Here is a 25,664-nt window from a genome sequence, read left to right on the forward strand (position 1 = left end):
CGCCCCGGGGGTCGTCCCCCGGGGCGGCCGTTTCGTCTTCGCGATGTCTCAGGCCTTGCTGTAGTGCGCCCAGAACTCGTCCCAGGACAGCACGCCGTCGCCGTTGTCGTCGCGCTGCTTGATGAGCGCCTCGGCGACCGTCTCGGTGACGTTGAAGTCGCCCAGCTGCGCCATGACGTGCTTGTACTCCGCGGCGGTGATGAAACCGTCGCCGTCCACGTCGAACTTGTTGAATGCCGTGCGTGCCGAGTCGATGTCCGCCACTGCGTCCGCCCCTTCTTGGTGCTTGTCTGACGGGGGTCAGATTAGCTGGCTCCCGTCCTGGCGGATGATGGCGGTATGAGCGACGACGTGGCACGGATCCTGGCGGCGGCGGCACGCGGGGAGTTCCCGCCCCCGGACGGTTCGACGACGGTGGTGCCCCAGCCGGGTCCCCGGGACGCGGGGGTGCTGGCCTTCACGGCGCACTCCGTGGTCTTCACGGACGCCGACCCGGAGTGGGTACGGGCAGCGCTGGCGGCCACCTCGGCCGATCCGCTCGCGGCGAGCATGAACCCGGCCTTCCTGCTCGCGCTGATGGCCCGCACCGGCCGGCACATGAACACGATCGACCTGCTCACGGTGGCCGACGCGCTGCCGGGCCCGCCGCCGCTGGAGCTCCGCGAGATCGACGACCCGTCGCATCCCCGGGTGGCGCGGGCGCTGAAGTTCCGGGACGAGGTCCGGGTGTGGGCGGCCGACGGCGGTGTCCTGGTCCTGGGGCGGGGCGTCGGGGGCCGCTGGGAGGCGGCGGTCGAGGTGGACGAGGAGGTGCGCCACCGGGGCCTGGGGCGGGCCCTGGCGACGGCGGCCCGCCACCTCACCCCGGGCGAGGTGGTGTGGGCCCAGCAGGCTCCCGGCAATGCCCGCAGCGTCCGGGTGTTCCAGGCGGCGGGCTACCGCCCGGTGGCCTCGGAGGCCCTCCTGATCGCCGGCTGAGCGGCTACCGGAAGATTCCGGTGTGGCCCAGGGAGTAGCGGCCCGGCTGCGGATAGACGGCGAGTCCGTGCGGGCCGCTGCCGACGGGGATGCGGGCGAGCTGCTTGCCGGTGGTGGTGTCGAGGGCGTAGACCTCGGAGTCGTAGCGTCCGGAGAGCCAGAGGACCTTGCCGTCGGCGGAGACGCCGCCCATGTCGGGGGAGCCGCCGTCCGGGAGCCGCCACTTCTTGGTGAGCTTGTCCTGGCCGAAGTCGAAGACGGAGACGGTGCCCTCGCCGCGGTTGGAGACGTACATCTCGCGGGAGTCCCGGCTGATGTAGAGGCCGTGGCAGCCCTTGCCGGTGGGCAGGAGGGTGGGGGTGGTGAACTTGTCGCCGTCCAGGACCCACATGCCGTGGGCCATCATGTCGGCGATGTAGAAGGTCTTGCCGTCGGGCGAGATCTTCACGTCCTGCGGCATGGCGCCGTCGAGGGGCAGTTTCTGCTGGCCGACGACCTCCATCTTCTCGGTGTCGACCTTGAGGAGTTCGCCGGAGAACTCGCAGGAGACGACGAAGTAGCGTCCGTCGGCGGAGAAGTCGGCGTGGTTGACGCCGTAGCAGCTGACGGGGACGGACTTCTTCCGTTCCATGGTGTGCGGGTCGCGGAAGACGAGTTCGCGGTCGAGCGAGGCCATCACGACGGCGTACTTGCCGTCGGGCGTGAAGTAGAGGTTGTACGGGTCGTGGACCTCGACGGGCTTGCCGGCGACGCCGGTGGCGGGGTCGATGGGGGTGAGGGTGTGGCCCCGGTTGTTGTTGACCCAGAGGGTCTTCAGGTCCCAGGAGGGGACGACGTGCTGGGGCTGGACGCCGACCGGGATGGTCTCGACGACCTGGTAGGTGGTGGGGTCGATGACGGAGACGGTGTTGGAGTTGGTGTTGGGGACGTAGACCCGGGAGGGGAAGTTCCGTACCACCGGGGAGAGCCGGTTCGGCCGGTCGGCGGCGTAGACGTCGTGGGCGTCGAGCAGGGGCGGCATCCCGGGCAGTCCGGCGGGGGCGGCGGCCGGTTTGGGTACGGCGGGGGCGGCGGCCTTCTTCACGGGGGCGGCGCCCTCGGGGTGGTTCGCGCTGCCGCAGCCGGCGAGGCCGGTGAGGAGCGCGGCGGCGAGGAGGACGCGGGTGCGCTTCTTGAGGTGTGCCATCAGCTCAGCAGCTCCGTGGTGGTGACCGCGCTCAGGCCGCGGCGGTCGAGGTCGGCGAGGAGGAGGGGCAGCGCGGCGGCGGTGTCCGGGTAGCCGAAGTGCAGGCTGACGACGGATCCGGCCCGGACCGTCCCGGTGACGTTGCGGACGACGGCCGCGGCGCCGGGCGAGGTGAAGTCGAGGGAGTCGACCTCGTACGAGAGGACGTGCGGGTATCCGGCGCGCCGGGCGGCCCGCAGGACGTGGGGGGCGGCGTTCCGGGCGCGGGAGGGGCGGAACCAGGTGCCGACGGAGCCGGTGAGCCGGCGGAGCCGTCCGGAGCAGGCCTCGATCTCGGCGAGGGCCTCGGCCTCGGTCATGGCGTTGATGTCGATGTGGCGCTGGGTGTGGTTGCCGAGGTCGTGGCCGCCGTCGAGGACGCGGCGGGCCAGGGCGGGGTGTTCGTCGAGCCAGCTGCCGACGGCGAGGACGGTGACGCGGGCGCCGGCCTGCTCGGCCTGGGTGAGGAGCCGCCGGGCGAGGGCGGGGTCGCCCTGGCCGTGGAAGGTGAGGGCGACGCGGAGCCGGTCACGGGGGCCGTGGGCGATCTCGTCGGGCTGTCCGGGGAAGCGGCGCGGGGCCGGGGCGGCGACGGGCGCGGGGGCGGGGCGCCGCGCGGCGGCGGCGGGGGCGGGGCGGGGTTCCGTGCCGCAGGCGGTGGCGAGGGCTCCCGCGAGGGCGGCGGCCGCGCCCGTCCGGAGGGCTCCTCGGCGGTCGGTCGGCTTCACGCGACCATTCAAGAGGGATGTCGCCCGATTGGTCACGATTAGGCCAATTCAGGACGTTTGCGGGCATGCGCCGGGAGTCCACCATGCGGACGACCCCGGGGAACAACCAGCGAACCGCATAGTCATTCATTGTTTACAAGGTCAGTGCCGCATGTCACCAACGATTCACAATCACAATGTCCGCTTTTGACCTATCTTGCCCCGCTAGGGACTTTTGGCGGCAAGGCCCCCCGTCTGCCATAGTCGGAGACACGACCCCCATTGACCCGGGCCAGGTCGACATAGCGGCGCTGTGGATACACCCCCCCGTCCACGGCGCACCCCACGGAAGCCCCCACGCACCCCACCACGGCGCACGGGGGCTTCCGTGCGTCCGGGATCAGCCCTCAGGGCCGGTCGGCGACCCGCATCTCGAACCAGGTGGTCTTGCCGCGCGGCGCCAGGTCCACGCCCCAGCGGTCGGCGAGTTTGTCGACGAGGAAGAGCCCGCGGCCGCTGATGTCGAGCTCGTGCACCGGCATCAGACACGGCAGTCCGCGCGAGGGGTCGCGCACCTCGATCCGGATCCAGCCGCGGCGCCGCTGTAACCGCAGCGCGAAGACCCGGGCCCCGGTGTGCCGGACGGCGTTCCCGACGAGCTCCGAGACGAGCAGCACCGCGTGCTCGGCGATCGTCGGACCGAGCCCCCACTGCCGCAGCACGACGTGCTGGGTGAGCCTGCGGGCCACCCACGCGGACTCGGGGCGGGACGGCAGCCGGACATCCTCCTCGGCCGGATTGCCGTACAACTCCACTGCGTCGGCGGCCTGTTCGTCGTCCGCGGCCGGTGACCACCGCGGCGCGGCGGCGCTCGCGCGCTGCCACGGTTGTTCCCTACCCTCCAGGCCCGCCATGCCCCCCATCATGGCCGTACGGAGCCCTCCGCGGGGGCCGTTCCGATGGAATCGGCCCCCACCCGTGAAGGATCGTCAGGCGAACTTCGCCTTACCGGGGCCCTCCTCGACGAAGGAGCGCATCCCGGTCTCGCGGTCCTCGGTGGCGAACAGGCCCGCGAACCAGTTCCGCTCGATGGCGAGACCGGTGTCGATGTCGGCCTCCAGACCCTGGTCGATCGCCTCCTTCGCGGCCCGCAGGGCGACGGCCGGGCCCTGCGCCAGCTTCGCGGCCCAGGCGTGCGCCTGCTCGTACACCTCGGCGGCCGGGACGACCCGGTCGACCAGACCGAGCGTCAGGGCCTCGTCGGCCTTCACCATCCGGCCCGTGAAGATGAGGTCCTTGGCCTTGGAGGGGCCGACGAGCCGCGACAGGCGCTGGGTGCCGCCCGCGCCGGGGATCAGGCCGAGCAGGATCTCCGGCTGGCCCAGCTTCGCGTTGTCGCCGGCGATCCGGTAGTCGGCGCAGAGCGCGAGCTCGCAGCCGCCGCCCAGGGCGTAGCCGGTGATCGCGGCGACGACCGGCTTGGGGATGCGGGCCACGGCGGTGAAGGAGTCCTGGAGGGCGCGCGAGCGCTTGACCATGGCCACGTGGTCCATGACCTGCATCTCCTTGATGTCCGCGCCGGCCGCGAACACCTTCTCGCCGCCGTAGAGGACCACGGCCCGCACGTCGTCGCGGTCGGTCGCCTCCTGGGCCAGCTCGCGCAGCCGGTCCTGGGTGGCGATGTCCAGGGCGTTCATCGGGGGGCGGTCGAGGCGGATCGTGCCGACGCCTTCGGCGACTTCGAGGTTCACAGTCATGGGACGAAGGTTAGTGGCCGTTAACGACAACGGGCCCGGTGCTGTTGCTCACAGCACCGGGCCCGCGGTCGGTCGCGTACGACTAGGCGATCCACTCCGACCAGTCCATGTTCCAGCCGTTGAGGCCGTTCTCCGGGGTGATCTGCTTGTCCTTGGAGTTCTTCACGATCACGACGTCACCGATGATCGAGCGGTCGTAGAACCAGGCCGCCGGAGTCGAGCTGTCGCCCGCGCCCCGCGCGTCCTCCAGGCCGACGCAGCCGTGGCTGACGTTGCTGGAGCCGAAGGTGGAGGACGGCGCCCAGTAGTTGCCGTGCACGAAGGTGCCCGAGTTGGACAGACGCATCGCGTGCGGCACGTCCTTGATGTCGTACTCGCCGCCGAAGCCGACCGTGGCCCCGTTCATGCGGGTCACCTTGTACTTCTCGCTGATGACCATCTGGCCGTTGTACGTGGTGGTGGCCGGCGCGCCCGCGGTGATCGGGATCGTCTTGATGATCGCCCCGTCCCGCTCGACCTTCATCGTCTTGGCGCTCGCGTCGACGGTGGAGACCTGACGGCGGCCGATGGTGAAGCTGATCGTCTTCTTCTGCTTGCCGTAGACGCCGGGGCGGCCCTCGACGCCGTCCAGGTTGAGCTGCACCGTCACCTTGGTGCCGGCGGCCCAGTACTCCTTGGGACGGAAGTCGAGCCGGTCGTTGCCGAACCAGTGGCCCTCGACCTGCACGGCCGGCACGGCCGTCACCTTGATGGCCTTCTCGACGGCCTCCGGGTCGGTGATGCCCCGGCTGAAGTTGATGGAGACCGGCATGCCGACGCCGACGGTCGAGCCGTCCTCCGGCGTGTACTGGCCGATGAAGGTGTTCTTCGGGACCAGGGTGGTGAAGGTGGTGTCCTTCGCCGACTCACGGCCGTCGGCGTCCTTCGCGATCGCGTGGACCTTGTACTGGGTGGCCGCGGCCAGGTGCGCGGTCGGCGACCAGCTGGCGCCGTCGGCGGCGATCTTGCCCTCGACCTCGGTGCCCTTGGAGTCGGCGACCGTGACCGTGGTCAGCTTGCCCTGCGTCGCGGTGACCTTGAGGGCCCCGCTGGTGGCGACCGAGTCGGCGCCGTCCTTCGGAAGGATCGTCACGACCGCCTGGGAGGCCGCGTTCTCCTGCTTGCCGCCGCCCTGGGCGGCCGGCGCCTTCCCCCCCGCACCGCCACCGGTGGCGGTCTCACCGCCGCCGCAGGCGGTCAGGACCAGGAGCATCGCCCCCGCCGCCAGGGCCTGCAGCCTGGCGCCCCCGCGCCGGCTCCGCTTGGCCCCCGATATCGGCTGACCGTTCACTGTGGTCGTCTCCCCTCACACGGCCTGGCAATGCCACGGCCCCACCCCCGTGCGCATCCACTCGCGCACACAGCGCTAGATAATCACACCGCAGGACACGAAAGTTCCTCGTGAATGTCACCGTTCAGTCCCAGTCGGCGTGATACGGGGCAGGGAAGGTCACGACAGGGCGGAACCGGCCTTCCACTCGCCCCACTCCAGGTTCCAACCCCCGAGACCGTTGTCGGGGTCGACCTCCTTGTCCTTGGAGTTGACCACCTCCACCACGTCCCCGATGAGCGTCCGGTCGAAGAACCAGCCCGCGGGCGAGTCCGCGCTGCCGCCCTTCTCGTCCCGCAGGCCGACACAGCCGTGGCTGACGTTGGCGGAGCCGAACGTGGAGGCGTCCGCCCAGTAGTTGCCGTGCAGGAAGGTCCCCGAGTCGGTCAGGCGCATGGCGTGCGGCACGTCCTTGATGTCGTACTCGCCGCCGAAGCCGACCGTCCTGCCGTCCATCCGGGTCACGTCGTACAGCTCGGTGACGACCATCTTCCCGTTGTACGTGGTGGTCTTCGGCGCGCCCGCGGTGATCGGCACCGTCGCGAGGACCTCGCCGTCCCTGCGGACCTCCATGGTGTGCGCGGCGGCGTCGACCAGGGACACCTGGGAGCGGCCGACGGTGAACCCGACCGTCTTGCGCTGGATGCCGTACACCCCGGGCGCCCCCTCGACGTCCCGCAGCCCCAGCTCCACCGTGACCTTCGTGCCGGGCCGCCAGTACGCGGCGGGCCGGAAGTCGAGCCGCTCCTTGCCGAACCAGTGGCCGACGACCTCCACCGGCGGCTCCGAGGTGACGCGGATGGCCCGCTCGACCTCGGCCCGGTTCTCGATCGGCCTGTTGAAGCCGAAGGAGACGATCATCCCGGTGCCGACCGTGGAACGGTTCTCCGGCTTGAAGTAGCCGATGAAGCGGGACTCCGGCACCACGGTGGTGAAGACGGTGTGCCGGGCCGAGCGACGCCCGTGCGCGTCGAGCGCGACCGCGTCCACGCTGTACTTGGCGGCAAGCGCGAGCCGGGTGTCCGGCCGGGGCCGCCAGCGCAGCCCGTCCGCCGAGATCTCCCCGGCGACCGCGGACCGCCGGCCGTCCTCCACCTGGACGACCGTCACCCGTTCGAGCCGCCCGCCGTCCACCTTCACCTCGACGGGCCCGTCCGCCGGCACCGCCCGGCTGCCGTCCTCAGGACTCACCCGGATGACATCACCCGGGGCCCGCGCCTTCCCCGGCAGGCTGATGTCGATGCCGCCACCGCCGTCCGCCCCGGTGCAGCCCGCAAGCCCCGCGATCAGTCCCGCCACCACCAGGGCGTGCCTCGCCCGCTTCCATACGCATGTCACGCCCGGCCCAACGACGGCCACCCTCCAGGGGAAACGTGCGTGCGGGTCATGTTGGGAGCACGGCCGTGCGGGCAGAACAGGGGGAGAACCACGCGCGGGAGCGGCGGCCGGGACGCCGCCGCTCCCCCGGGTGCGGGCCCGACGAGCCGCGGGAGGCCGGGACGGTGGCGAGCGCAGCCGAGCAGGAGGCGGTACAGGAGCATGCCCTGGAGCGGGCCGCGCCACCGGTGTGGCCGGGGGCGCCGACCCCCCTGGGGGCCCGCTGCCGGGTCGGCCCCGACGGGGTGACGGGCACCAACTTCGCCCTGTGGGCGGGCGGTGCGGAGGCCGTGGAACTGTGCCTCTTCGACAGGGACGGGACCGAGACACGGCTCCCGCTGACCGAACTGACCCACGAGATCTGGCACGGCTTCGTCCCGGGCATCGGCCCCGGACAGCGGTACGGCTACCGGGTGCACGGCCGCTGGGACCCGTGGACGGGCGCCCGCTGGAATCCGGCGAAGCTGCTCCTCGACCCGTACGCCCGAGCGGTCGACGGGGACTTCGCGCTCCCCGCCGAGGTGTACGGGCACGTCCGGGACTGGCCGCAGCAGCACGTGGCCGACACCGTCCGCGACGAGCGGGACTCCGCCCCGTACGTCCCCAAGGGCGTCGTCGTCCATGACGACGACGACTGGTCCGACGACCGCAGGCCCAAGACGCCCTGGCAGGACTCGGTCATCTACGAACTGCACGTCAAGGGCTTCACGAAACAGCACCCCGGCATCCCGGAGCACCTGCGGGGCACGTACGCGGGACTGGCGCACCCGGCGGCGATCGACCACCTGGTACGACTCGGGGTCACGGCCGTCGAACTGCTCCCGGTGCACCAGTTCGCCCACGAGGACCACCTCCTCCGCCGCGGCCTGCGGAACTACTGGGGCTACAACTCCGTCGGCTACTTCGCCCCGCACGCCGGCTACTCCTCCTCGGGCACGGCCGGGCAGCAGGTCGGCGAGTTCAAGCGGATGGTGCGGGCGCTGCACGCGGCGGGGATCGAGGTCATCCTCGACGTCGTCTACAACCACACGGCGGAAGCGGGCGAACTGGGCCCCACGCTGTCCCTGAAGGGCATCGACAACCGCGGCTACTACCGCCTCCAGTCCGACGCCCGCCGGTACGCCGACTACACGGGCTGCGGCAACACCCTGCACGTCGTCCAGCCGCAGGTCCTCCGCCTCATCACCGACTCCCTGCGCTACTGGGTCACGGAGATGGGCGTCGACGGCTTCCGCTTCGACCTGGCGGCGGCCCTCGCCCGCTCGATGCACGACGTCGACATGCTGTCCCCGTTCCTGGCGGTGATCGCCCAGGACCCGGTCCTGCGCCGGGTGAAGCTCATCGCCGAGCCGTGGGACGTGGGCAACGGCGGCTACCAGGTCGGCGCCTTCCCCCCGCTCTGGACGGAGTGGAACGACCGCTACCGGGACGCCGTACGGGACTTCTGGCGCGGGGCGCTGCCCGACGTCCGGGACCTCGGCTACCGGCTGTCCGGCTCCAGCGACCTGTACGCCTGGGGCGGGCGGCGCCCGTACGCCTCGGTCAACTTCGTCACCGCACACGACGGCTTCACGCTGCGCGACCTGGTGACGTACGAACGCAAGCACAACGAGGCGAACGGCGAGGGCAACCGGGACGGCACGCACGACAACCGTTCGTGGAACTGCGGGACGGAGGGCGAGACGGACGACGCAGGCATCAGCGCCCTCCGGCTCCGCCAGCAGCGCAACCTCCTCACCACCCTCCTCCTGTCCACCGGCGTCCCGATGCTCGTCGCGGGCGACGAGATGGGCCGCACCCAGGGCGGCAACAACAACGCGTACTGCCAGGACAACGCACTCGGCTGGCTGGACTGGACCCTCCCGGAGGACCCGGGCCGCGAGGGCCTCCTCACCCTCACCCGCCGCCTCCTCGCCCTGCGCCACCGCCACCCGGTCCTCCGCCGCCGGGCCTTCTTCTCCGGCCGGCCGCAGGGCGCGGACGGGCTGCGGGACCTGGCCTGGTTCACCGCCGAGGGCACCGAGATGACGGAACGGGACTGGTACGCGCCGACGGCGACCCTCGGGCTCTACCTGTCGGGCCGCGACATCCCGGGCCGGGACGCCCGGGGCGAACAGATCACCGACGACAGCTTCCTCGCCGTCCTCCACGCCGGGCCCCGGCCCCTGGACGTCCACCTCCCGGGGCCGCCGTGGGCGAAGTCGTACGAACTCGTCGTGGACACCGCCCGGGAGGACCAGTCCGGGCCGCCGGGCACGCACCACGAGGGCGGCGCGCCGATCCCTGTGGCCCCCCGCTCGTTCCTCCTCCTACGAGTCCGCGAGTAGCCGGCCCACCCCCTTGTGGGCAGGCGTTCCGCAAGGGGCGGAAGCCCACACGGGGTGTGGGCTTCCGGGCACCGGGCGGATCAGGTGCGGGGGGCGAGGTTGGATTCAAGGCGGGCGAGGTAGTGGGCTTCGGCCTCGCGGCGGACCGCCGCGAACCGCCGGTCCACGAGGAGGACCGGGACCAGCCACAGATAGCCCCAAGGGCTGAACGAGTCGACGACACCGGTCTGGCGAAGCAGCTGATTGGTGACGAACACCAGCAGCACCGACACCGCCCAGACGGCCGGCCGATAACGCCCGAGGAAGCGAACGGGGGCGTTCCACGGGCCCGCGAGCGCTTCGAGCATCGCGGCCCGCACGGCCGCCTCGCGGTCCGTCGGATCCGCGGCCTCGGCCGCCCGGGCCGCGGCGAGAGCCGCCTCGTGGCCCTCCTTGGCGAGCGCGTCGGTGAGCGCGCGCGCCTGGGTCACCGTCGCCCCATGCGTCTCCCGCGTCGCGACAGCCTCACGCGCGACGTTCCACCGCAGGTCGTCCCAGTAACCGCGGCGGGCCCAGCGTTCGACGGCCTCGACCCGGTCGGCCTCGGCGGATTCGGGGGCCAGTTCCTTCAGGCGCCGCGAGAGCGCCACGGCCCGGGCGGCACGGCCCGGGTGGTCGAACTCGTCGGCGCGCAGGCACAGCTCGGTGTACCCGGCGAGGAGCCCGAGATGGTCGCCGTCCAGGGCGAGACCCGCGCGGAAGGCCTTCTCCGCCGCGTCGTCGTGGTCGTCCTCGTCCTCGACGGCGTGGCCGAGCGCCAGCCAGCAGTACAGGTCCGGATGCGGGCCGAGTGCGTCGATGCCCTCTTACGCGGCCCTGCGGACGGCCGCCGTGCCGCCGGCGAGGAAAAGCTGCTCGCAGCGGTCGCCGTAGGCGTCGAGCGTGGTCATGTGGTTCCCCTTGTGCATGCCCCCCCCTGTGGGGTCGCGCAAGTCTCCGACGTGCGACTTCGAGAGGTCAAGACCAATCTCCGGGAAAACCGGATGAGACGCGTCAGTGGTGAACCGTATGGTCGGACCTGATGCCCGAGAAACCGCTGCCCCCGCCCTCCGACCGCTCGACGGTCCGCGTCCTGCTCCGCCTCTGGCCGTACGTGAGGCCCGTGCGGGGCCGGCTGTTCACGGCCGCGTTCGTCGCGATCGTCGCGTCCTGCCTCTCGCTCGTCATCCCGCTCGTCCTCAAGTGGCTGGTGGACGGCCCCCTCACCGACCGGGACCCCGGAGGCGTCTGGCTCGGAGCGCTGTACCTGCTCCTCCTGGGCATCACCGAGGCCGTCCTCTTCGGCTTCCGCCGCTGGCTGGTGGCCCGCCCGCTGTCCCACGTCGAGGCCCGCATGCGCGCCGACCTGTACGGCAGACTCCAGCGCCTCCCCATCGCGTTCCACGACCGCTGGCCGTCGGGACAGCTCCTGTCCCGAGGGACGACGGACCTGATGCTGGTCCGGATGTTCCTCGCGTTCCCCCTGACCTTCCTCCTGGTCAACGGCGTGACGATCCTCGCCGGTTACGTCCTCCTCCTCACCCAGGACTGGACGCTCGGCCTGATCCTCCTCACGCCCGCACTCCCCCTCGTCCTGGTCTCCCACCTCTTCGAGCGCCGGTACGGAACGGTGGCGCGCACGGCCCAGGACCAGGTCGGCGACCTGACGACGGTCGTCGAGGAGAGCGTCCTCGGCATCCGGATCGTGAAGGGCTTCGGCCGGCACCGCAGCCAGGCCCGGGCATTCCGGGAACTCGCCGAACACCTCCGCGGCACGGAACTGGCCAAGGCCCGGCTGCTCGCCATGATCTGGGCGGTCATCACCGTCCTGCCGGAGCTGGCCATCGGGGCGGCCCTCGTCCTGGGCACGGTGCGGGTCGCGGACGGGGACCTCTCCGCCGGCACCCTGGTCGCGTTCCTGTCGACGGCCCTGGCGCTGCGCTGGCCGGTGGAGTCGATCGGCTTCCTGCTCGCGATGAGCAAGGAGGCGGCGACCGCGACGGAACGGTACTTCGAGGTGATGGACGCACCCGAGGAACAGGAGACGAAGGGCGACACCACCACCGACGACACCCACGACGGGGTCCGCTTCGAAGGCGTCACCTTCCGCTACCCGGACGCCCCCGCCGACACGCCCCCCGTCCTGGACGGCATCGACCTGCACATCCTCCCCGGCGAGACGATGGCCCTGGTGGGCGGCACGGGCTCCGGCAAGACGACGCTCACCGCCCTCGTACCGCGACTGCACGAGGCGACGACGGGCCGCATCCTCCTGGACGGCGAGGACATCGCCCTCATGGAACGGCCCCGACTCCGCTCCCTCGTCTCGATGGCGTTCGAGGAACCGACGCTGTTCTCGGCGAGCGTCGGCGAGAACGTCCTGATGGGCGCGGAGCGGGCGGGCGACCCGGAACTGCGGCGCGCCCTGTCCATCGCCCAGGCGGACGGCTTCGTCGACCGGCTCCCCGAGGGCACGGCGACCCAGGTCGGCGAGCAGGGCCTGAGCCTGTCGGGCGGCCAGCGGCAACGCCTGGCCCTGGCCCGCGCGGTCGTCGGCAGGCCCCGGTTCCTGGTCCTGGACGACCCCCTCTCGGCGCTCGACGTCCACACGGAGGCCCGGGTCGAGGCGGCACTGCGCGAGGTCCTCCGGGAGACGACGGCCCTGGTCGTGGCGCACCGCCCGTCGACGGTGATGCTCGCCGACCGGGTCGCGCTGCTCTCGCGGGGCAGGATCGCGGCCGTGGGCACCCATCAGGAACTGCTGCGCACGAACGCCGAGTACGCCTGGCTGATGTCCGGAGAAGGGCTGGAGAACCGATGACGACACCACCGGACGACCCCTTCGACCAGGACGACCTCCCGACCTCCGAGGGAGCGACGAAGACCCTCCTCCGCTCCCTCCTGGCCACCCACCGCGCCCGCCTCGTGCTCCTGTCCCTGACCCTCCTCGTCAGGGAGGCGGCGCTCCAGGCGGGCCCGCTGCTCGTCGCGTACGCCATCGACCGGGCGGTCCCGGCCTTCCGCGCGGGAGACGACGGCCCGGTGATCGCCGTGGCACTCGGCTACCTCTTCTGCGCGTCCCTCTCCGGCGCCCTGCAGTACGGGTTCGTACGGGGCGCGGCGAGGGTCAACCAGGACGTCCTCCTGGACCTCCGCGGCCGCATCTTCCGCCACGCCCAACTCCTCAGCGTCGACTTCCACGAGCGCTACACCTCGGGCCGCCTCATCTCCCGCTCGACCACGGACGTCGAATCGCTGCGCGAACTCCTCTCGGAGGGCCTCCAGGAACTGATCGGCGTCGTCCTCTCCTTCGCGTCGATCTCCCTGATCCTCCTCTGGCTGGACTGGGGCATCGGAGCGGTGGCGGTGGCCTCCTTCCTCCCCCTCTCCCTCCTCATCCGCCTCTACCGGACCCGGGCGGGCAGGGTGTACGCGGAACGCTCCACGGCCATCGCGGGCGTGATCGTGAAGTTCGCGGAGACGATGAACGGCATCCGCCCGGTCCGCGCGTTCCGCCGCGAAAGAACGAACGACGCCGAGTTCAGGACGCTCAACCACCGCCACGAACGCAGCAACGGCGACGCCCTCCTGGAAATGGCCCGCTACGTGGTGGGCTCCCGCCTGGTGGCGAACACAGCGGTGGCCGGCATGTGCCTGTGGGGCGCGTACCGGGTCGCGGAAGGCACGCTCGAACTGGGCGTCCTGGCGGCGGCGGTGCTCTACATGCGCCGTCTGTACGACCCGATCGACCGCCTGGGCATGTTCCTGAACTCGTACGAGTCGGCGGCGGCATCGCTCACCAAGATCGCCGGCCTCCTGGCCCAGGAACCGGGAGTCCCGGAGACGACGACACCCAAGGAACTGCCGCCCAGAACGGGCGGCCGAGAAATCACCTTCGAGAACGTCAGCTTCTCCTACCGAACGGGGGGCGAGGTCCTCCCCACCTTCAACCTGACGATCCCACCGGCCCAGACAGTCGCCGTGGTGGGCGCGACGGGCGCGGGCAAATCCACCCTCGCCAAACTCCTGGCCCGCTTCTACGACCCCACCGAGGGCCACGTGAAGCTGGACGGCGTGGACCTCCGCGACCTCACGACAGCCGACCTGCGCCGCAGCGTCGTGATGGTGACCCAGGAGGCGTTCCTCTTCTCCGGCACGGTCGCGGACAACATCGCGATCGGCCGCCCGGAGGCGACGCGCGCGGAGATCGAGAACGCGGCCAAGGCCATCGGGGCGCACGACTTCATCACCACGCTCCCCGACGGCTACGACACGGACGTCCGCAAACGAGGCGGTCGCATCTCCGCCGGCCAGCGCCAACTGGTGGCGTTCGCGCGAGCGCTCCTGGCTGACCCGGCGGTCCTGATCCTGGACGAGGCGACGAGCTCCCTGGACGTACCGGGCGAACGGGCGGTGCAGCGGGCGATGGACACGGTCCTGGCGGGCCGTACGGCGGTCGTGATCGCCCACCGCCTGTCGACGGTCGAGGTGGCGGACCGGGTCCTGGTGATGGAGCAGGGCCGGATCGTCGAGGACGGCCACCCGAAGACCCTGGTGACGGGCCAGGGCCACTACGCGGGCCTGCACCAGGCGTGGCGGGAGAGCCTGGTGGGTTGAGGGATAGGGGCCGTCGGACAGAAGTGGGGGACGGGCAGGGGGTCGTGTTCGGGACGTAAAGCGTGATGTGTGGCGCCCCGGCGCCGTAAATCATGCAGTCCCGAACACGACCCCCTGCCCGTCCCCGACGACCCCTGTCAGGCGGTCCGCCTTCGGAGCAGCACCACGGACAGCACGGCAGCGAAGAGCATCAACAGAGCAGCGCCCACGGCAGCCCCGGACATCGCCTCGACAAAGGCGCCCCGCGCGGCCTCGACAACGCCGGGCGCGGCCGACAGCGCACCCCCCAGCGTCTCCCGAGCGGCGGCCGGCGCCGAAGCGGGCATCGCGGCGCTGTACACGGCGGCCCCGACCGCCCCGAGGACGGCCATGCCCAGCGCCCCGCCCAGCTCGGACCCGGATTCGAGGACGGCGGCGGCGGCACCGGCGCGCTCGGGCGGCGCGGCGCCGAGGGCGAGCTCGTTGGCGAGGGTCATGGAGGCGACGAGCCCGCCGGCGTAGACGGCGCTGCCGACGAGAACGACCCAGAAGGGCGTGCCGCGTTCGACGAAGGCGAGCCATCCGAACCCGGCGGCGGACACGAGGAACCCGCCACCCATGACGTACGCGTGGTCGACCCGCCGGGCGAGCACCGCGGCGAGGGGCGCGGCGACCATGACTCCCCCGGTGGGCACGAGGCTCCACAGGGCCGCTTCCAGCGGGCTCTGGCCGAGCACGGACTGAAGGTACTGGGTGAGGAAGACGGCGAAGCCCACGGTGGCGGCCATGGCGAGCAGATTGACGACGAGGGAGCCGCCGTACGCGGGGGTCCGGACGAGTCGCAGGTCGACCATGGGGTGGTCGAGCCGGGCCTGCCGGCGGACGAAGACGAGCCCGAGGAGGAGCCCGGCGACGACCGCGAGCGCGGGCAGCGGCGCCCAGCCGTCCTTGGCGAGTTCCTTGAGGCCGTAGATGACGGGCAGCAGGGCGAGGAGCGAGAGGACACCGCTGACGACGTCGAACCGCCCACCGCCTGCGGCCCCCTTGGAGTCGGAGACGAGCACCGGCGCGAGGACGAGGAGGAGGGCCATCGCGGGCAGGTTGATGAGGAAGACGGACCCCCACCAGAAGTGTTCGAGGAGCGCGCCGCTGACGACGGGCCCGAGGGAGATGCCGCCGGCCATGACGGTGGTCCAGAGGGTGACGGCCTTGGCGCGCTGGGCCGGGTCCTGGAAGAGGGTGCGGATCAGGGCGAGGGTGGACGGCATGAGGCAGGCGCCGGCCACGCCGAGGAGGGCGCGGGCGCCGATGAGGGCGCCGGGGCTGTGGGCGTAGGCGGCGGCCCCGGAGGCGGCGCCGAAGAGCCCGGCGCCGAGGAGGAGGAGCTTGCGGCGGCCGACGCGGTCGCCGAGGGCGCCCATGGTGACGAGGAGCCCGGCGAGCACGAAGCCGTACATGTCGAGGATCCACAGCTGCTGGGTGGCCCCGGGCCGGAGGTCGGCGGCGATGGAGGGGATGGCGAAGTAGAGGACGGAGACGTCCATGGAGACGAGGAGGAGAGGGAGCATCAGAACGCCGAGGGCGGTCCATTCACGCCGTCCGGCACGGGCGGGTTCTGCGGCCGTGGAAGGGCCTGCGGTGAGCGTCATGGCAGCAGCGAAGCAACGCGGGGCGTACGACGCCACGAACGCCCTAGTGCACGCACGGCCCTCCTGAAAGAGCACCAGTTCAGGCGGGTGTACACCGCACAGGTGCACTAGTACACTCCCCCGCCATGCCGACGGAACCGCCCTACCTGACCATCGCCGCCGAGATCCGGCGCCGCGTCCACGCGGGCGAACTGGCCCCGGGCGACCGGGTGCCGTCGACGCGGGCGATCACGCGCGAGTGGGGCGTGGCGATGGCGACGGCCACGAAGGCGCTGGCGGCGCTGCGCCAGGAGGGCCTGGTGCGGGTGGAGCCGGGCGTGGGAACGGTGGTGGTGAACCCGGGCAGGGGTGCCGGGACGACGCCCCTCACCCAGTCGCGGATCGTCCGCGCGGCTCTCGAACTGGCGGACGCGGAGGGCCTGAACGCCCTGACGATGCGCCGGGTGGCGACGACCCTGAACACGTCGACGATGGCGCTGTACCGGCATGTGCCGGGCAAGGCGGAGCTGGTGCGGCTGATCTCGGACGCGGCGTGCGGCGAGGTGCCGCTGGGCCCGGTGCCGGCGGACTGGCGGACGGGCCTTGAGCGGGGGGCGCGCTGGCTGCGCGGGGTGTACACCCGGCACCGGTGGATGGCGCACGCGATGGCGTCGTTCACGCGGCCGGTGGCGACGCCGAACGCGATGAGGTACACGGAGTGGATCCTGCGCTCGCTGCGGGGCACGCCGCTCTCCTCCACGGACAAGCTCCACGCCCATCTCCTGATCTTCGCGTACATCCAGGGCCTGTCGATGGCGAACGATCTGGAGGAGCAGGCGCGCCAGGACACGGGGATCTCCGACGGCGAGTGGATGGAACAGAATGAGCCACGGTTCGACGCGATCCAGACGGCCGGCCAGTACCCGGAGCTGGCGGCGGTCACCAGCGGCGGGGGCTTCGGTCTGGACCTGGAGGCGCTCTTCGAATTCGGGCTCCGCCGAACGTTGGACGGCATCGCGGCCATGATCGACGAAACGTCCGGTTAACGAACACGGCCGTACGGGCAGCGGACGATTTCCGGCCAACTTCCTGACGCGGTCCTGACAGGTCCCCGTCATCCCTGTCACTCTCTCCCCGGTTGTTCGTACCAAGGTTCACCGCTTCACCCGAACGGGTTCGCCGTCCCATCCGACGTCACGGACCCGACCCGGTGCCGCGTCACACGTACTCGCTCCACAGCTCTCCTTGCTCCGCCCGGACGGACTCACCCAAGCCCGCCGGTACCCCCCTCGCATAAGGAGTCTGCGTGAGATCCACGCCCAGCCGTCGCGCCACCGCGACCGGCGCTCTGATCGCCGCCGCCGCCATGCTCACCCTCGGTGTGCAGGCCGGCACCGCCTCCGCCGGCACCTTCGGGGCAGCCCCCGCGGCGTCGCCCCTCGGCAAGGTCAACCCGGGCAAGCTCCCGGCCGACCTCACCCCCGCCCAGCGCGCCGCGCTGATCAAGGCGGCGGACGCGGACAAGGCCGCCACGGCCAAGTCCCTCGGCCTCGGCGCCCAGGAGAAGCTCGTCGTCCGCGATGTCGTCCAGGACCGCGACGGCACGACGCACACCCGCTACGAGCGCACCTACGCCGGACTCCCGGTCCTCGGCGGTGACCTGATCGTCGCCGAGACGAAGGCCGGCGCCACCACGGGCGTCATCAAGTCGAACCGCGCCGAGCTCAAGAACGTCGACCTCGCCGCCGACGTCGCCCCGGCCGCCGCCGAGAAGCAGGCCCTGGGCGCCGCCGCCGCGGAGGGCTCGAAGAAGGCCGCCGCCGACCGCGCCCCGCGCAAGGTCGTGTGGATGGCCCAGGGCGCGCCCGTCCTCGCGTACGAGACCGTCGTCGGCGGCCTCCAGCACGACGGCACCCCGAACGAGCTGCACGTCGTGACGGACGCGAACACCGGCGCGAAGCTCTACGAGTGGCAGGCCATCGAGACCGGCATCGGCAACACGATGTACAGCGGCCAGGTGACGCTCGGCACCGCGCCCTCGTACACGCTGACCGACACCGCGCGCGGCAACCACAAGACGTACAACCTCAACGGCGGTACGTCGGGCACCGGGACCCTGTTCTCCAACACGACGGACACCTGGGGCAACGGTCTCCCGTCCAACAAGGAGACCGCGGGCGCGGACGCGCACTACGGTGCCGCCCTCACGTGGGACTACTACAAGAACGTGCACGGCCGCTCGGGCATCCGCGGTGACGGCGTCGGCGCGTACTCCCGCGTCCACTACGGCAACGCCTACGTGAACGCGTTCTGGTCCGACTCCTGCTTCTGCATGACGTACGGCGACGGCACCAGCAACGCCAAGCCGCTCACGTCCATCGACGTGGCCGCGCACGAGATGACGCACGGCGTCACCTCGAACACCGCCGGCCTGGTCTACAGCGGCGAGTCCGGCGGCCTCAACGAGGCCACCTCGGACATCATGGCGGCGGCCGTCGAGTTCTACGCCAACAACGCCAACGACAAGGGCGACTACCTCGTCGGCGAGAAGATCGACATCCGCGGCAACGGCACCCCGCTGCGCTACATGGACAAGCCGAGCAAGGACGGCTCGTCCAAGGACGCGTGGTACTCGGGCATCGGCTCGATCGACGTCCACTACTCCTCGGGCCCGGCGAACCACTTCTTCTACCTGCTCTCCGAGGGCAGCGGCGCCAAGACCGTCAACGGCGTGAACTACGACTCGCCGACCTCCGACGGCCTGCCGGTCACCGGCATAGGCATCGACAAGGCCCGCCTGATCTGGTTCAAGGCGCTCACCACCAAGTGGAACTCCTCGACCAACTACGCCGGCGCCCGCACGGGCACCGTCGCGGCGGCGACCGACCTGTACGGCGCGGGCAGCGCCGAGGTCGCGGCCGTCGAGAACGCGTGGGCCGCGGTCAACGTCGGCTCCCGCCCCGGCGGCCCCGGCGGCGGCACGGTGTTCACCAACGACGCCGACGTGTCCATCCCGGACTCCCCCGGCGCCGCGGTGACCTCGTCCGTGACCGTCTCCGGCATCACGGGCAACGCCCCGTCCACCCTCAAGGTCGGCGTGGACATCGTCCACACCTACATCGGTGACCTCGTCGTCGACCTGATCGCCCCCGACGGCTCGGTCTACAGCCTGAGCAACCGGGCCGGCGGCAGCGCGGACAACATCAACACCACGTACACCGTGAACGCCTCCTCCGAGGTCGCCAACGGCGCCTGGAAGCTCCGCGTCCAGGACAAGGCCTCGATCGACACCGGCTACATCAACAGCTTCAAGCTGACCTTCCCGTAAGGCCGGAACGAAGCAACGGGCGCCCGGAGGGATCCTCCCTCCGGGCGCCCGCGCGTCCGCGTCCTCTGCATACCCTGGACCGCATGATCAGAGTGCTGCTGGCCGACGACGAGACGATGATCAGGGCCGGGGTGCGGGCGATCCTCACCACCGACCCCGGGATCGAGGTGGTCGCCGAGGCCGGCGACGGGCACGAGGCCGTCGAACTGGCCCGCCGGCACCGCCCCGACGTGATCCTCCTGGACATCCGGATGCCCCGGCTCGACGGGCTCGGCGCGGCGGAGGAGCTGCGTGCGGCGGTACCGGGCGCGGCCGTCGTCATGCTCACCACCTTCTCGGAGGACGCCTACGTCGCGCGGGCGCTCGGCAGCGGCGTCAGCGGCTTCCTCCTCAAGTCCGGGGATCCGCGCGAGCTCATCGCCGGGGTCCGGGCCGTGGCCGGCGGCGGCGCCGCGCTCTCCCCCACCGTCGCCCGGCGGGTCATCGACACCCTCGGCGGGGAACGGCTCACCCGCGCGGCCGAGGCACGGACCCGCCTGGAGCCGCTCACGGGCCGGGAGCGGGAGGTCGTCGCGCTGCTCGGCGCCGGGCTCTCCAACCAGGAGATCGCCGACCGCATGTACGTGGTCGAGGGCACCGTCAAGGCCCACGTGAGCGCCGTCCTCGGCAGGCTCGGCCTGCGCAACCGGGTGCAGCTCGCGGTCCTGGCGTACGAGGCGGGCCTGGTCCCCGATGCGTGAGCGCCTGTTCGACCTGGGGCTCTGGCTGCTCCTGTGCGTGCCGGTGCTGCTCAGGTCGGACCCGAACGACGGCGGAAGCTGGACCGAGGTCGCGATCGGCGTGGCCCTGCTCGGCGGCTGCGTGGCGGTCAGCCGGAGGTGGCCGCCGGTGCCGGTCGCGGTCGTGGTCGCGGTGAGCCTCTCCTCCTCCCTGGAGCTGTTCACCGCCTCGTACAGCCTGGCCCTGGTGGCCTTCGGCTATCTCGCCGGGCGGCGGGAGGAGCAGACCCGGGCGGCCCTGTGGCTGTTCGGCGCGGTCGCGGCGGCGGGGCTGGTCCTGACGACGGTCACGCACACCTCGCTCGGCCAGTGGTTCACGCTGCTCCTCACGCTCGCCCTGGCGGTCGTGGCGCCCTGGCTGATCGGCCGTTACGTGCGCCAGTACGACCGGCTGGTGCGCAGCGGCTGGGAGCTGGCCGACCGGATGGAGCGGGAGCAGGCGGCCGTCGCCGACCGGGAGCGGCTGCGGGAGCGGTCCAGGATCGCGGGCGACATGCACGACTCCCTGGGCCACGACCTGGCGCTGATCGCGGTCCGGGCGGGCGCCCTGGAGGTCGATCCGGGTCTGGGCGCCGCGCAGCAGCAGGCCGCCGGTGAGCTGCGGCGGGCGGCGGCGGACGCGACGGCCCGGCTGCGGGACATCATCGGGGTGCTGCGGGAGGAGGACGCCGGGGCGCCGACGACCCCGTCCGGGGAGACGGTGGAGCAGCTGGTGGCCCGGGCCCGCGCGTCGGGCCTCGACGTCGCCCTCGGCACGATCCCGGTGCCGACGCTGCCGGGCATGTCGGGCCTCGCACTGCACCGGGTCGTCCAGGAGGGCCTGACGAACGCGGCGAAGCACGCGCCCGGCGCGCCGGTCTCGGTCGCGGTCACCCAGGACACGGGCGACGTGACGGTTCGCGTGGTCACGGGCCCCGGTACGGCGCGGGCGACGCTCCCCTCCGGCGGGACCGGGCTCGTCGGTCTCGCGGAGCGGGTGCGGCTCGCGGGCGGCCGGCTGGCGCACCGGGACGCCGGGGACGGCGGGTTCGTCCTGGAGGCCGTCCTGCCCCGGGACGCCCCGGCGCCGCTGCCGGCCGCGCCGACCTCGGCGCGGGAGCTGGACCGGGCCCGCCGTGAGGTCCGCAAGGGCCTCGCGCGGGCGATCTGGATCCCGCTCGCGCTCCTCGCCGCGCTGGGGCTGCTCATGGCAGGGGTCGCGGTCTGGACGCAGGCCCAGTCGTATCTGGAGCCGGAGGACTACGCCCGGCTGCGGATCGGGCAGTCGCTCACGGAGATCGCCGAGCGGACCGACGGGTGGCCGGACCGCCCGCTGGACGGCCCGCCGACCCGGGTGCCGGCGGAGCCGCCCGGCATGGACGAGTGCCGGTACTACCGGTCCACGATGCTGGCCGCGATCCCGGTGTACCGGCTCTGCTTCGTCGACGGGCACCTCGCCGACAAGGCCGAGGTGCCGTGACGGGGGCTACCTGAGGAGCACCCCCGCCCCCTCCCCCGTCGTCTCCTCCGGCAGGGCCGCGAGGCCGAGTTCGGCCGGGTGGGCGAGCAGCGGGTGGGCGGGCAGGACCCGGACGGTGCAGCCGAAGGAACCGGTCCGGTCGAGCTCCAGAGTGCCCGCGTAGGGCAGCCGTCCCTCCAGGTCGGGGCCGCCCGCCGGTTTGAGGGTGACAGTGCGGGTGGCGGTGAGGGTGTCGTCGGCGTCGACCCGGCCGGTGACGGCCTGCACCTCGACGTCGCCGGCGTCGAGGCCGCCGAGTGCGACCCGGACACGGACGACCGGGGTCGCGCCGAGTTCGGCGTCCGCCTCGGCGAGGTCGTCGCCGATCTCCACGTGCTCCACGGCCACCGCCGGCCAGGCCTCCCGGACCCGGGTCTTCCAGGCGGCGAGGTCCCGCGCCCGGTCGGGGGTGAGGGCCCGGCGGGCGCCGGCGGCGGGCACGTACAGCTTCTCGACGTACTCGCGGACCATCCGGTCGGCGAGCACCTTCGGGCCGAGGTCGGCGAGGGTGCGGCGGACCATGGCGGTCCACCCGGCCGGGACGCCGTCGGGGCCGCGGTCGTAGAAGCGGGGGGCGACCCGGCGTTCGACGAGCTCGTAGAGGGCGGCGGCCTCCAGGTCGTCGCGGCGGTCCTCGTCGGCGGCGGCCGCGCCGTCTGCGGTGGGGATGGCCCAGCCGAAGTCGGGCTCGAACCACTCGTCCCACCAGCCGTCGAGGACCGAGAGGTTGAGGCAGCCGTTGAGGGCGGCCTTCATGCCGCTGGTGCCGCAGGCCTCCAGCGGGCGCAGGGGGTTGTTGAGCCAGACGTCGCAGCCGGGGTAGAGGCCGCGGGCCATCTCCATGCCGTAGTCGGGCAGGAAGACGATGCGGTGCCGCACGCGGGGGTCGTCGGCGAACCGGACGAGCTCCTGGACCAACTTCTTGCCGCCGTCGTCGGCGGGGTGGGCCTTGCCGGCGACGACGAGCTGCACGGGCCGCTCGGGGTGGAGCAGCAGCGACCGGAGCCGGTCCTTGTCCCGGAGCATGAGGGTGAGCCGCTTGTACGAGGGGACGCGGCGGGCGAAGCCGATGGTGAGGACGTCGGGGTCGAGGACGGTCTCGGTCCAGCCGAGTTCGGCGTCGGCGGCGCCGCGCTGCCGCCAGGAGGCCCGCAGCCGGTCGCGCACGTCGGAGACGAGCCGCTCGCGGAGGGTGCGGCGCAGGTCCCACAGCTCCCGGTCGCTCGCGTCGGGCCCGAGCCGGGCGGCCTCGGGGGCGACCCAGGTGGGGGCGTGGACGCCGTTGGTGATGGAGGTGATCGGCACCTCGTCGGCGTCGAGACCCGGCCAGAGTCCGGCGAACATGGAGCGGCTGACGGCGCCGTGCAGGGTGGAGACGCCGTTGGCGCGCTGGGCGAGGCGCAGGCCCATGGCGGCCATGTTGAAGAGGCCGGGTTCGCCGCCGAGGGGGGTCTCGTCGCCGAGGGCGAGGATCCGGCCGAGGTCGACGCCGGGGAGGGCGCCGTCGTCGCCGAGGTGGCGGGCGACGAGGGCCCGGTCGAAACGGTCGATGCCGGCCGGGACGGGGGTGTGGGTGGTGAAGACGGTGCCGGCCCGGACGGTCTCCAGAGCGCTGTCGAAGTCGAGTCCCGCGCCCTGGAGTTCACGGACGCGTTCGAGACCGAGGAAGCCGGCGTGGCCCTCGTTGGTGTGGAAGACCTCGGGTGCGGGGTGGCCGGTGAGCCGGGTGTACGTACGGACGGCGCGGACGCCGCCGATGCCGAGGAGCATCTCCTGGAGGAGCCGGTGCTCGCTCCCGCCGCCGTACAGCCGGTCGGTGACGGACCGTTCGCCGGGGGCGTTCTCCTCGACGTCCGAGTCGAGCATCAGCAGCGGAACACGGCCGACCTGCGCGATCCACAGCTGGGCGTGCAGACTCCGCCCGCCGGGCAGGGCGAGGGTGATCCGGGCGGGGGTGCCGTCGGCCTCGCGGAGCAGGGTGACGGGCAGCTCGCCGGGGTCGAGGACGGGGTACTGCTCCTGCTGCCAGCCGTCGCGGCCGAGGGACTGCCGGAAGTAGCCGTGCCGGTAGAGCAGGCCGACGCCGACGAGCGGGACGCCGAGGTCGCTGGCGGACTTGAGGTGGTCGCCGGCGAGGATGCCGAGGCCGCCGGAGTACTGGGGCAGGGCGGCGGCGACGCCGAACTCGGGTGAGAAGTAGGCGACGGCGGCGGGGGCGTCGCCGGGCCGCTCCTGGTACCAGCGGGGAGCGTGCAGATAGTGGTCGAGATCCTCGGCGGCGGTACGCAACCGCCCCAGGAACTCCTGGTCGGCGGCGAGCGCGGCGAGCCGGGTCGCTTCGAGGGCGCCGAGCACCCGGACGGGGTCGGCGCCGGCCAGGCCCTCGGGCGCGAGGGCGTCGAAGAGCGCCCGGGTGGGCTCGTGCCAGGACCAGCGCAGGTTGTGCGCGAGGTCGGCGAGGGGTCGAAGGGTGTCGGGGAGGACGGGACGCACGGTGAATCGACGGATTGCCTTCACGCTGTCCACCTTCGCAGGCGAGTACGGAGCGGAGCGGGCGCACCACGCTGTGTGCCCGGCATACCGCTCCGACGGTACAGGCCCTATGGCGTGGGCACGACGGTGTCGTACGGGGAGCCCTGGTTGACGGTGGTCGGGTCGAAGGCTCCGGTGGTGGCGTAGCGGGCGGCGATGGCGGCGAGTTCCTCGGCGGGGATGACCTGGTGGATGTCGCTGAAGCCGTGCGGAGCGCGCGCGTGGGCGAGGTTGATGACGACCTCGGGGCCGAGTTCCCGGTTGGCGTGCTGGAGCGCGGTCATGGCGGGGCGGCGCTCCCGTTCGTAGGCGGCGAGGCCTTCGGCGGGGTCGGTGTGGAGGGCGAGGGAGTGGGCAAGGGCGCGGGCGTCGACGATCGACTGGGTCGCCCCGTTGGAGCCGATGGGGTACATGGCGTGGGCGGCGTCGCCGATGAGGGTGGTGCGGCCGTGGGTCCACCGGTCGAGGGGGTCGCGGTCGACCATCGGGTACACGTGGGCGGTGTCGGCGGCGCGCAGGACGGCGGGGACGCTGACGCCGTCGAACTCCCAGCCCTCGTAGTACGGGAGGAACGTGTCGACGGGGACGGGCCGGTTCCAGTCGCCCCGGAGGCGTTCCTCGCAGGGGTCGCCGGGGGTTTCGGCGGGCCGGGCGAGCGCCCAGTTCACGAGGACCTCACGGCCGGGTCCGGTGGGGCGGCTCATCGGGTAGACGACGGCCTTCTGCCGGTCGTCGCCGGCGATGAACATGAAGGAGCCGACGGCCCGTGCGGGCATCCGGGACACCCCGCGCCAGACGAGCATCCCGTTCCACGGGGGCCCCGCCTCGGCCGGGTTGAGGGCGGCGCGGACGGCGGAGCGGATGCCGTCGGCGCCGATGAGGACGTCCGGTTCGAGGGAGGCCCGGCCCTTGACGGGTCCGTCGCGGTGTTCCAGGCGGAGCCGGGGCCGGCCGTCGGGGAGGAGTTCGACGCCGGTCACCCTGACGCCGGTGACGAGGGCGGCGGTGCCGAGCCGGGCGCGGACGGCGCCGGCGAGGACCTGCTGGAGGTGGCCGCGGTGGACGGAGAGCTGGGGCCAGCGGTAGCCGGCGTGGAGGCCGCGCGGTTCGCGGGATATGAGGCCGCCGGAGCGGTGGTAGTAGCGCAGTTCGCGGGTGCGCAGGGCGCCGGCCTCCAGGGCGTCGAGGAGGCCGAGCGCGTCGAGTTCGCGGACGGCGTTCGGCATCAGGTTGAGTCCGGCGCCGACGGGCCGGATGGCCGCCGAGGCCTCGACGACCGTGACCCGCTCGAATCCGGCGGCGTGCAGGGCGAGGGCGGCGGTGAGTCCGGCGATGCCGCCGCCGGCGATCACGATGTGGGGGCTCTGGCCGTACTGCGGGCCGTACGGGGTGTGGGGGGACATCTCGACTGCTCCTTCGCGCCGGTGGGGGGTGTCCTAGGGCCTGTCTGATAATTCGCGCCGGATCAGGCCGGGTCGTCCGGTGCGTGCGATCGGCGTGCGGCCGGGGCGCCCTCGTAGCGGAGCTACTTGGGCGTTTCGGCCG

Annotated in this window: 20 protein-coding genes; 9 read left to right on the forward strand and 11 right to left on the reverse strand. The window is 72.4% G+C overall.

Going from position 1 to position 25,664, the window contains the following annotated elements:
* Positions 1–48: 48 nt before the first annotated feature.
* Positions 49–264 carry an EF-hand domain-containing protein gene (locus ACWGN5_RS11430; RefSeq protein WP_453513588.1) on the reverse strand — a complete coding sequence of 72 codons (216 nt, stop codon included), beginning with the start codon at positions 262–264 and terminating at the stop codon, positions 49–51.
* A gap of 75 nt (positions 265–339) precedes the next feature.
* Between ACWGN5_RS11430 and ACWGN5_RS11435 the strand changes: the two genes are divergently transcribed.
* A complete protein-coding gene (locus ACWGN5_RS11435) occupies positions 340–978 on the forward strand; it encodes a GNAT family N-acetyltransferase (RefSeq protein WP_453513589.1) in 639 nt (212 codons plus the stop codon).
* Positions 979–982: 4 nt separating this feature from the next.
* On the opposite strand, the gene ACWGN5_RS11440 is transcribed toward ACWGN5_RS11435, so the two are convergent.
* The 6 genes from ACWGN5_RS11440 to ACWGN5_RS11465 all read right to left on the reverse strand — a co-directional run bounded on the left by ACWGN5_RS11440 (position 983) and on the right by ACWGN5_RS11465 (position 7,335).
* A complete protein-coding gene (locus tag ACWGN5_RS11440; protein WP_453513591.1) occupies positions 983–2,164 on the reverse strand; it encodes a YncE family protein in 1,182 nt (393 codons plus the stop codon).
* Complete coding sequence (locus tag ACWGN5_RS11445; RefSeq protein WP_453513593.1) at positions 2,164–2,931, reverse strand: polysaccharide deacetylase family protein; 768 nt, start codon at positions 2,929–2,931, stop codon at positions 2,164–2,166. Before ACWGN5_RS11445 ends, ACWGN5_RS11440 begins: the two co-directional genes overlap by 1 nt.
* Positions 2,932–3,317: 386 nt before the next feature.
* Positions 3,318–3,836 (reverse strand): ATP-binding protein, encoded by a 519-nt coding sequence (locus ACWGN5_RS11450; protein WP_453513595.1) that lies wholly within the window; start codon positions 3,834–3,836, stop codon positions 3,318–3,320.
* Between the two features lie 63 nt (positions 3,837–3,899).
* Positions 3,900–4,667: an enoyl-CoA hydratase/isomerase family protein gene (locus ACWGN5_RS11455; RefSeq protein ID WP_453513597.1), complete on the reverse strand. Its 768-nt coding sequence runs from the start codon at positions 4,665–4,667 to the stop codon at positions 3,900–3,902.
* 82 nt (positions 4,668–4,749) lie between these two features.
* Complete coding sequence (locus ACWGN5_RS11460; protein WP_453513599.1) at positions 4,750–5,997, reverse strand: L,D-transpeptidase; 1,248 nt, start codon at positions 5,995–5,997, stop codon at positions 4,750–4,752.
* A gap of 159 nt (positions 5,998–6,156) precedes the next feature.
* The gene (locus tag ACWGN5_RS11465; RefSeq protein ID WP_453513601.1) at positions 6,157–7,335 is read right to left on the reverse strand and encodes an Ig-like domain-containing protein; all 1,179 of its coding nucleotides are present in this window, start codon (positions 7,333–7,335) and stop codon (positions 6,157–6,159) included.
* Positions 7,336–7,538: 203 nt separating this feature from the next.
* Between ACWGN5_RS11465 and glgX the strand changes: the two genes are divergently transcribed.
* Entirely contained in the window at positions 7,539–9,740 is a 2,202-nt protein-coding gene (glgX, locus tag ACWGN5_RS11470) for a glycogen debranching protein GlgX (protein ID WP_453513603.1), read from the forward strand.
* A gap of 80 nt (positions 9,741–9,820) precedes the next feature.
* Here glgX and ACWGN5_RS11475 read toward each other — a convergent pair whose 3' ends face one another.
* Positions 9,821–10,369: a hypothetical protein gene (locus tag ACWGN5_RS11475; protein WP_453513605.1), complete on the reverse strand. Its 549-nt coding sequence runs from the start codon at positions 10,367–10,369 to the stop codon at positions 9,821–9,823.
* 21 nt (positions 10,370–10,390) lie between these two features.
* On the opposite strand from ACWGN5_RS11475, the gene ACWGN5_RS11480 reads away from it, so the two are divergent.
* Genes ACWGN5_RS11480 through ACWGN5_RS11490 form a run of 3 tightly spaced genes read left to right on the forward strand, consistent with a single transcriptional unit; the run spans position 10,391 to position 14,375 of the window.
* A complete protein-coding gene (locus ACWGN5_RS11480) occupies positions 10,391–10,801 on the forward strand; it encodes a hypothetical protein (RefSeq protein WP_453513607.1) in 411 nt (136 codons plus the stop codon).
* Complete coding sequence (locus ACWGN5_RS11485; protein WP_453513608.1) at positions 10,801–12,579, forward strand: ABC transporter ATP-binding protein; 1,779 nt, start codon at positions 10,801–10,803, stop codon at positions 12,577–12,579. Before ACWGN5_RS11480 ends, ACWGN5_RS11485 begins: the two co-directional genes overlap by 1 nt.
* Positions 12,576–14,375, forward strand: coding sequence for an ABC transporter ATP-binding protein (locus tag ACWGN5_RS11490; protein WP_453513610.1), 1,800 nt, complete (start codon positions 12,576–12,578; stop codon positions 14,373–14,375). The genes ACWGN5_RS11485 and ACWGN5_RS11490 overlap by 4 nt, the downstream gene beginning before the upstream one ends.
* A 137-nt stretch (positions 14,376–14,512) precedes the next feature.
* On the opposite strand, the gene ACWGN5_RS11495 is transcribed toward ACWGN5_RS11490, so the two are convergent.
* Entirely contained in the window at positions 14,513–16,003 is a 1,491-nt protein-coding gene (locus tag ACWGN5_RS11495) for an MFS transporter (RefSeq protein ID WP_453513612.1), read from the reverse strand.
* A 125-nt stretch (positions 16,004–16,128) separates the two neighbouring features.
* On the opposite strand from ACWGN5_RS11495, the gene ACWGN5_RS11500 reads away from it, so the two are divergent.
* From ACWGN5_RS11500 to ACWGN5_RS11515, 4 genes are all read left to right on the forward strand, one after another.
* Positions 16,129–17,028 carry a TetR/AcrR family transcriptional regulator C-terminal domain-containing protein gene (locus ACWGN5_RS11500; protein ID WP_453513614.1) on the forward strand — a complete coding sequence of 300 codons (900 nt, stop codon included), beginning with the start codon at positions 16,129–16,131 and terminating at the stop codon, positions 17,026–17,028.
* 260 nt (positions 17,029–17,288) lie between these two features.
* Complete coding sequence (locus tag ACWGN5_RS11505) at positions 17,289–19,310, forward strand: M4 family metallopeptidase (protein WP_453513615.1); 2,022 nt, start codon at positions 17,289–17,291, stop codon at positions 19,308–19,310.
* Between the two features lie 83 nt (positions 19,311–19,393).
* Positions 19,394–20,050: a response regulator gene (locus ACWGN5_RS11510; RefSeq protein WP_453513617.1), complete on the forward strand. Its 657-nt coding sequence runs from the start codon at positions 19,394–19,396 to the stop codon at positions 20,048–20,050.
* On the forward strand, positions 20,043–21,548 hold the full coding sequence (locus ACWGN5_RS11515) for a sensor histidine kinase (RefSeq protein ID WP_453513619.1): 1,506 nt from the start codon (positions 20,043–20,045) through the stop codon (positions 21,546–21,548). Before ACWGN5_RS11510 ends, ACWGN5_RS11515 begins: the two co-directional genes overlap by 8 nt.
* A gap of 6 nt (positions 21,549–21,554) precedes the next feature.
* Here ACWGN5_RS11515 and glgP read toward each other — a convergent pair whose 3' ends face one another.
* Both glgP and ACWGN5_RS11525 read right to left on the reverse strand, forming a co-directional pair.
* On the reverse strand, positions 21,555–24,104 hold the full coding sequence (glgP, locus tag ACWGN5_RS11520) for an alpha-glucan family phosphorylase (protein ID WP_453513621.1): 2,550 nt from the start codon (positions 24,102–24,104) through the stop codon (positions 21,555–21,557).
* An 83-nt stretch (positions 24,105–24,187) separates the two neighbouring features.
* A complete protein-coding gene (locus ACWGN5_RS11525) occupies positions 24,188–25,522 on the reverse strand; it encodes an FAD-dependent monooxygenase (protein WP_453513623.1) in 1,335 nt (444 codons plus the stop codon).
* Positions 25,523–25,664 lie beyond the last annotated feature (142 nt).

This window comes from Streptomyces sp. NPDC055815 (assembly GCF_053616475.1).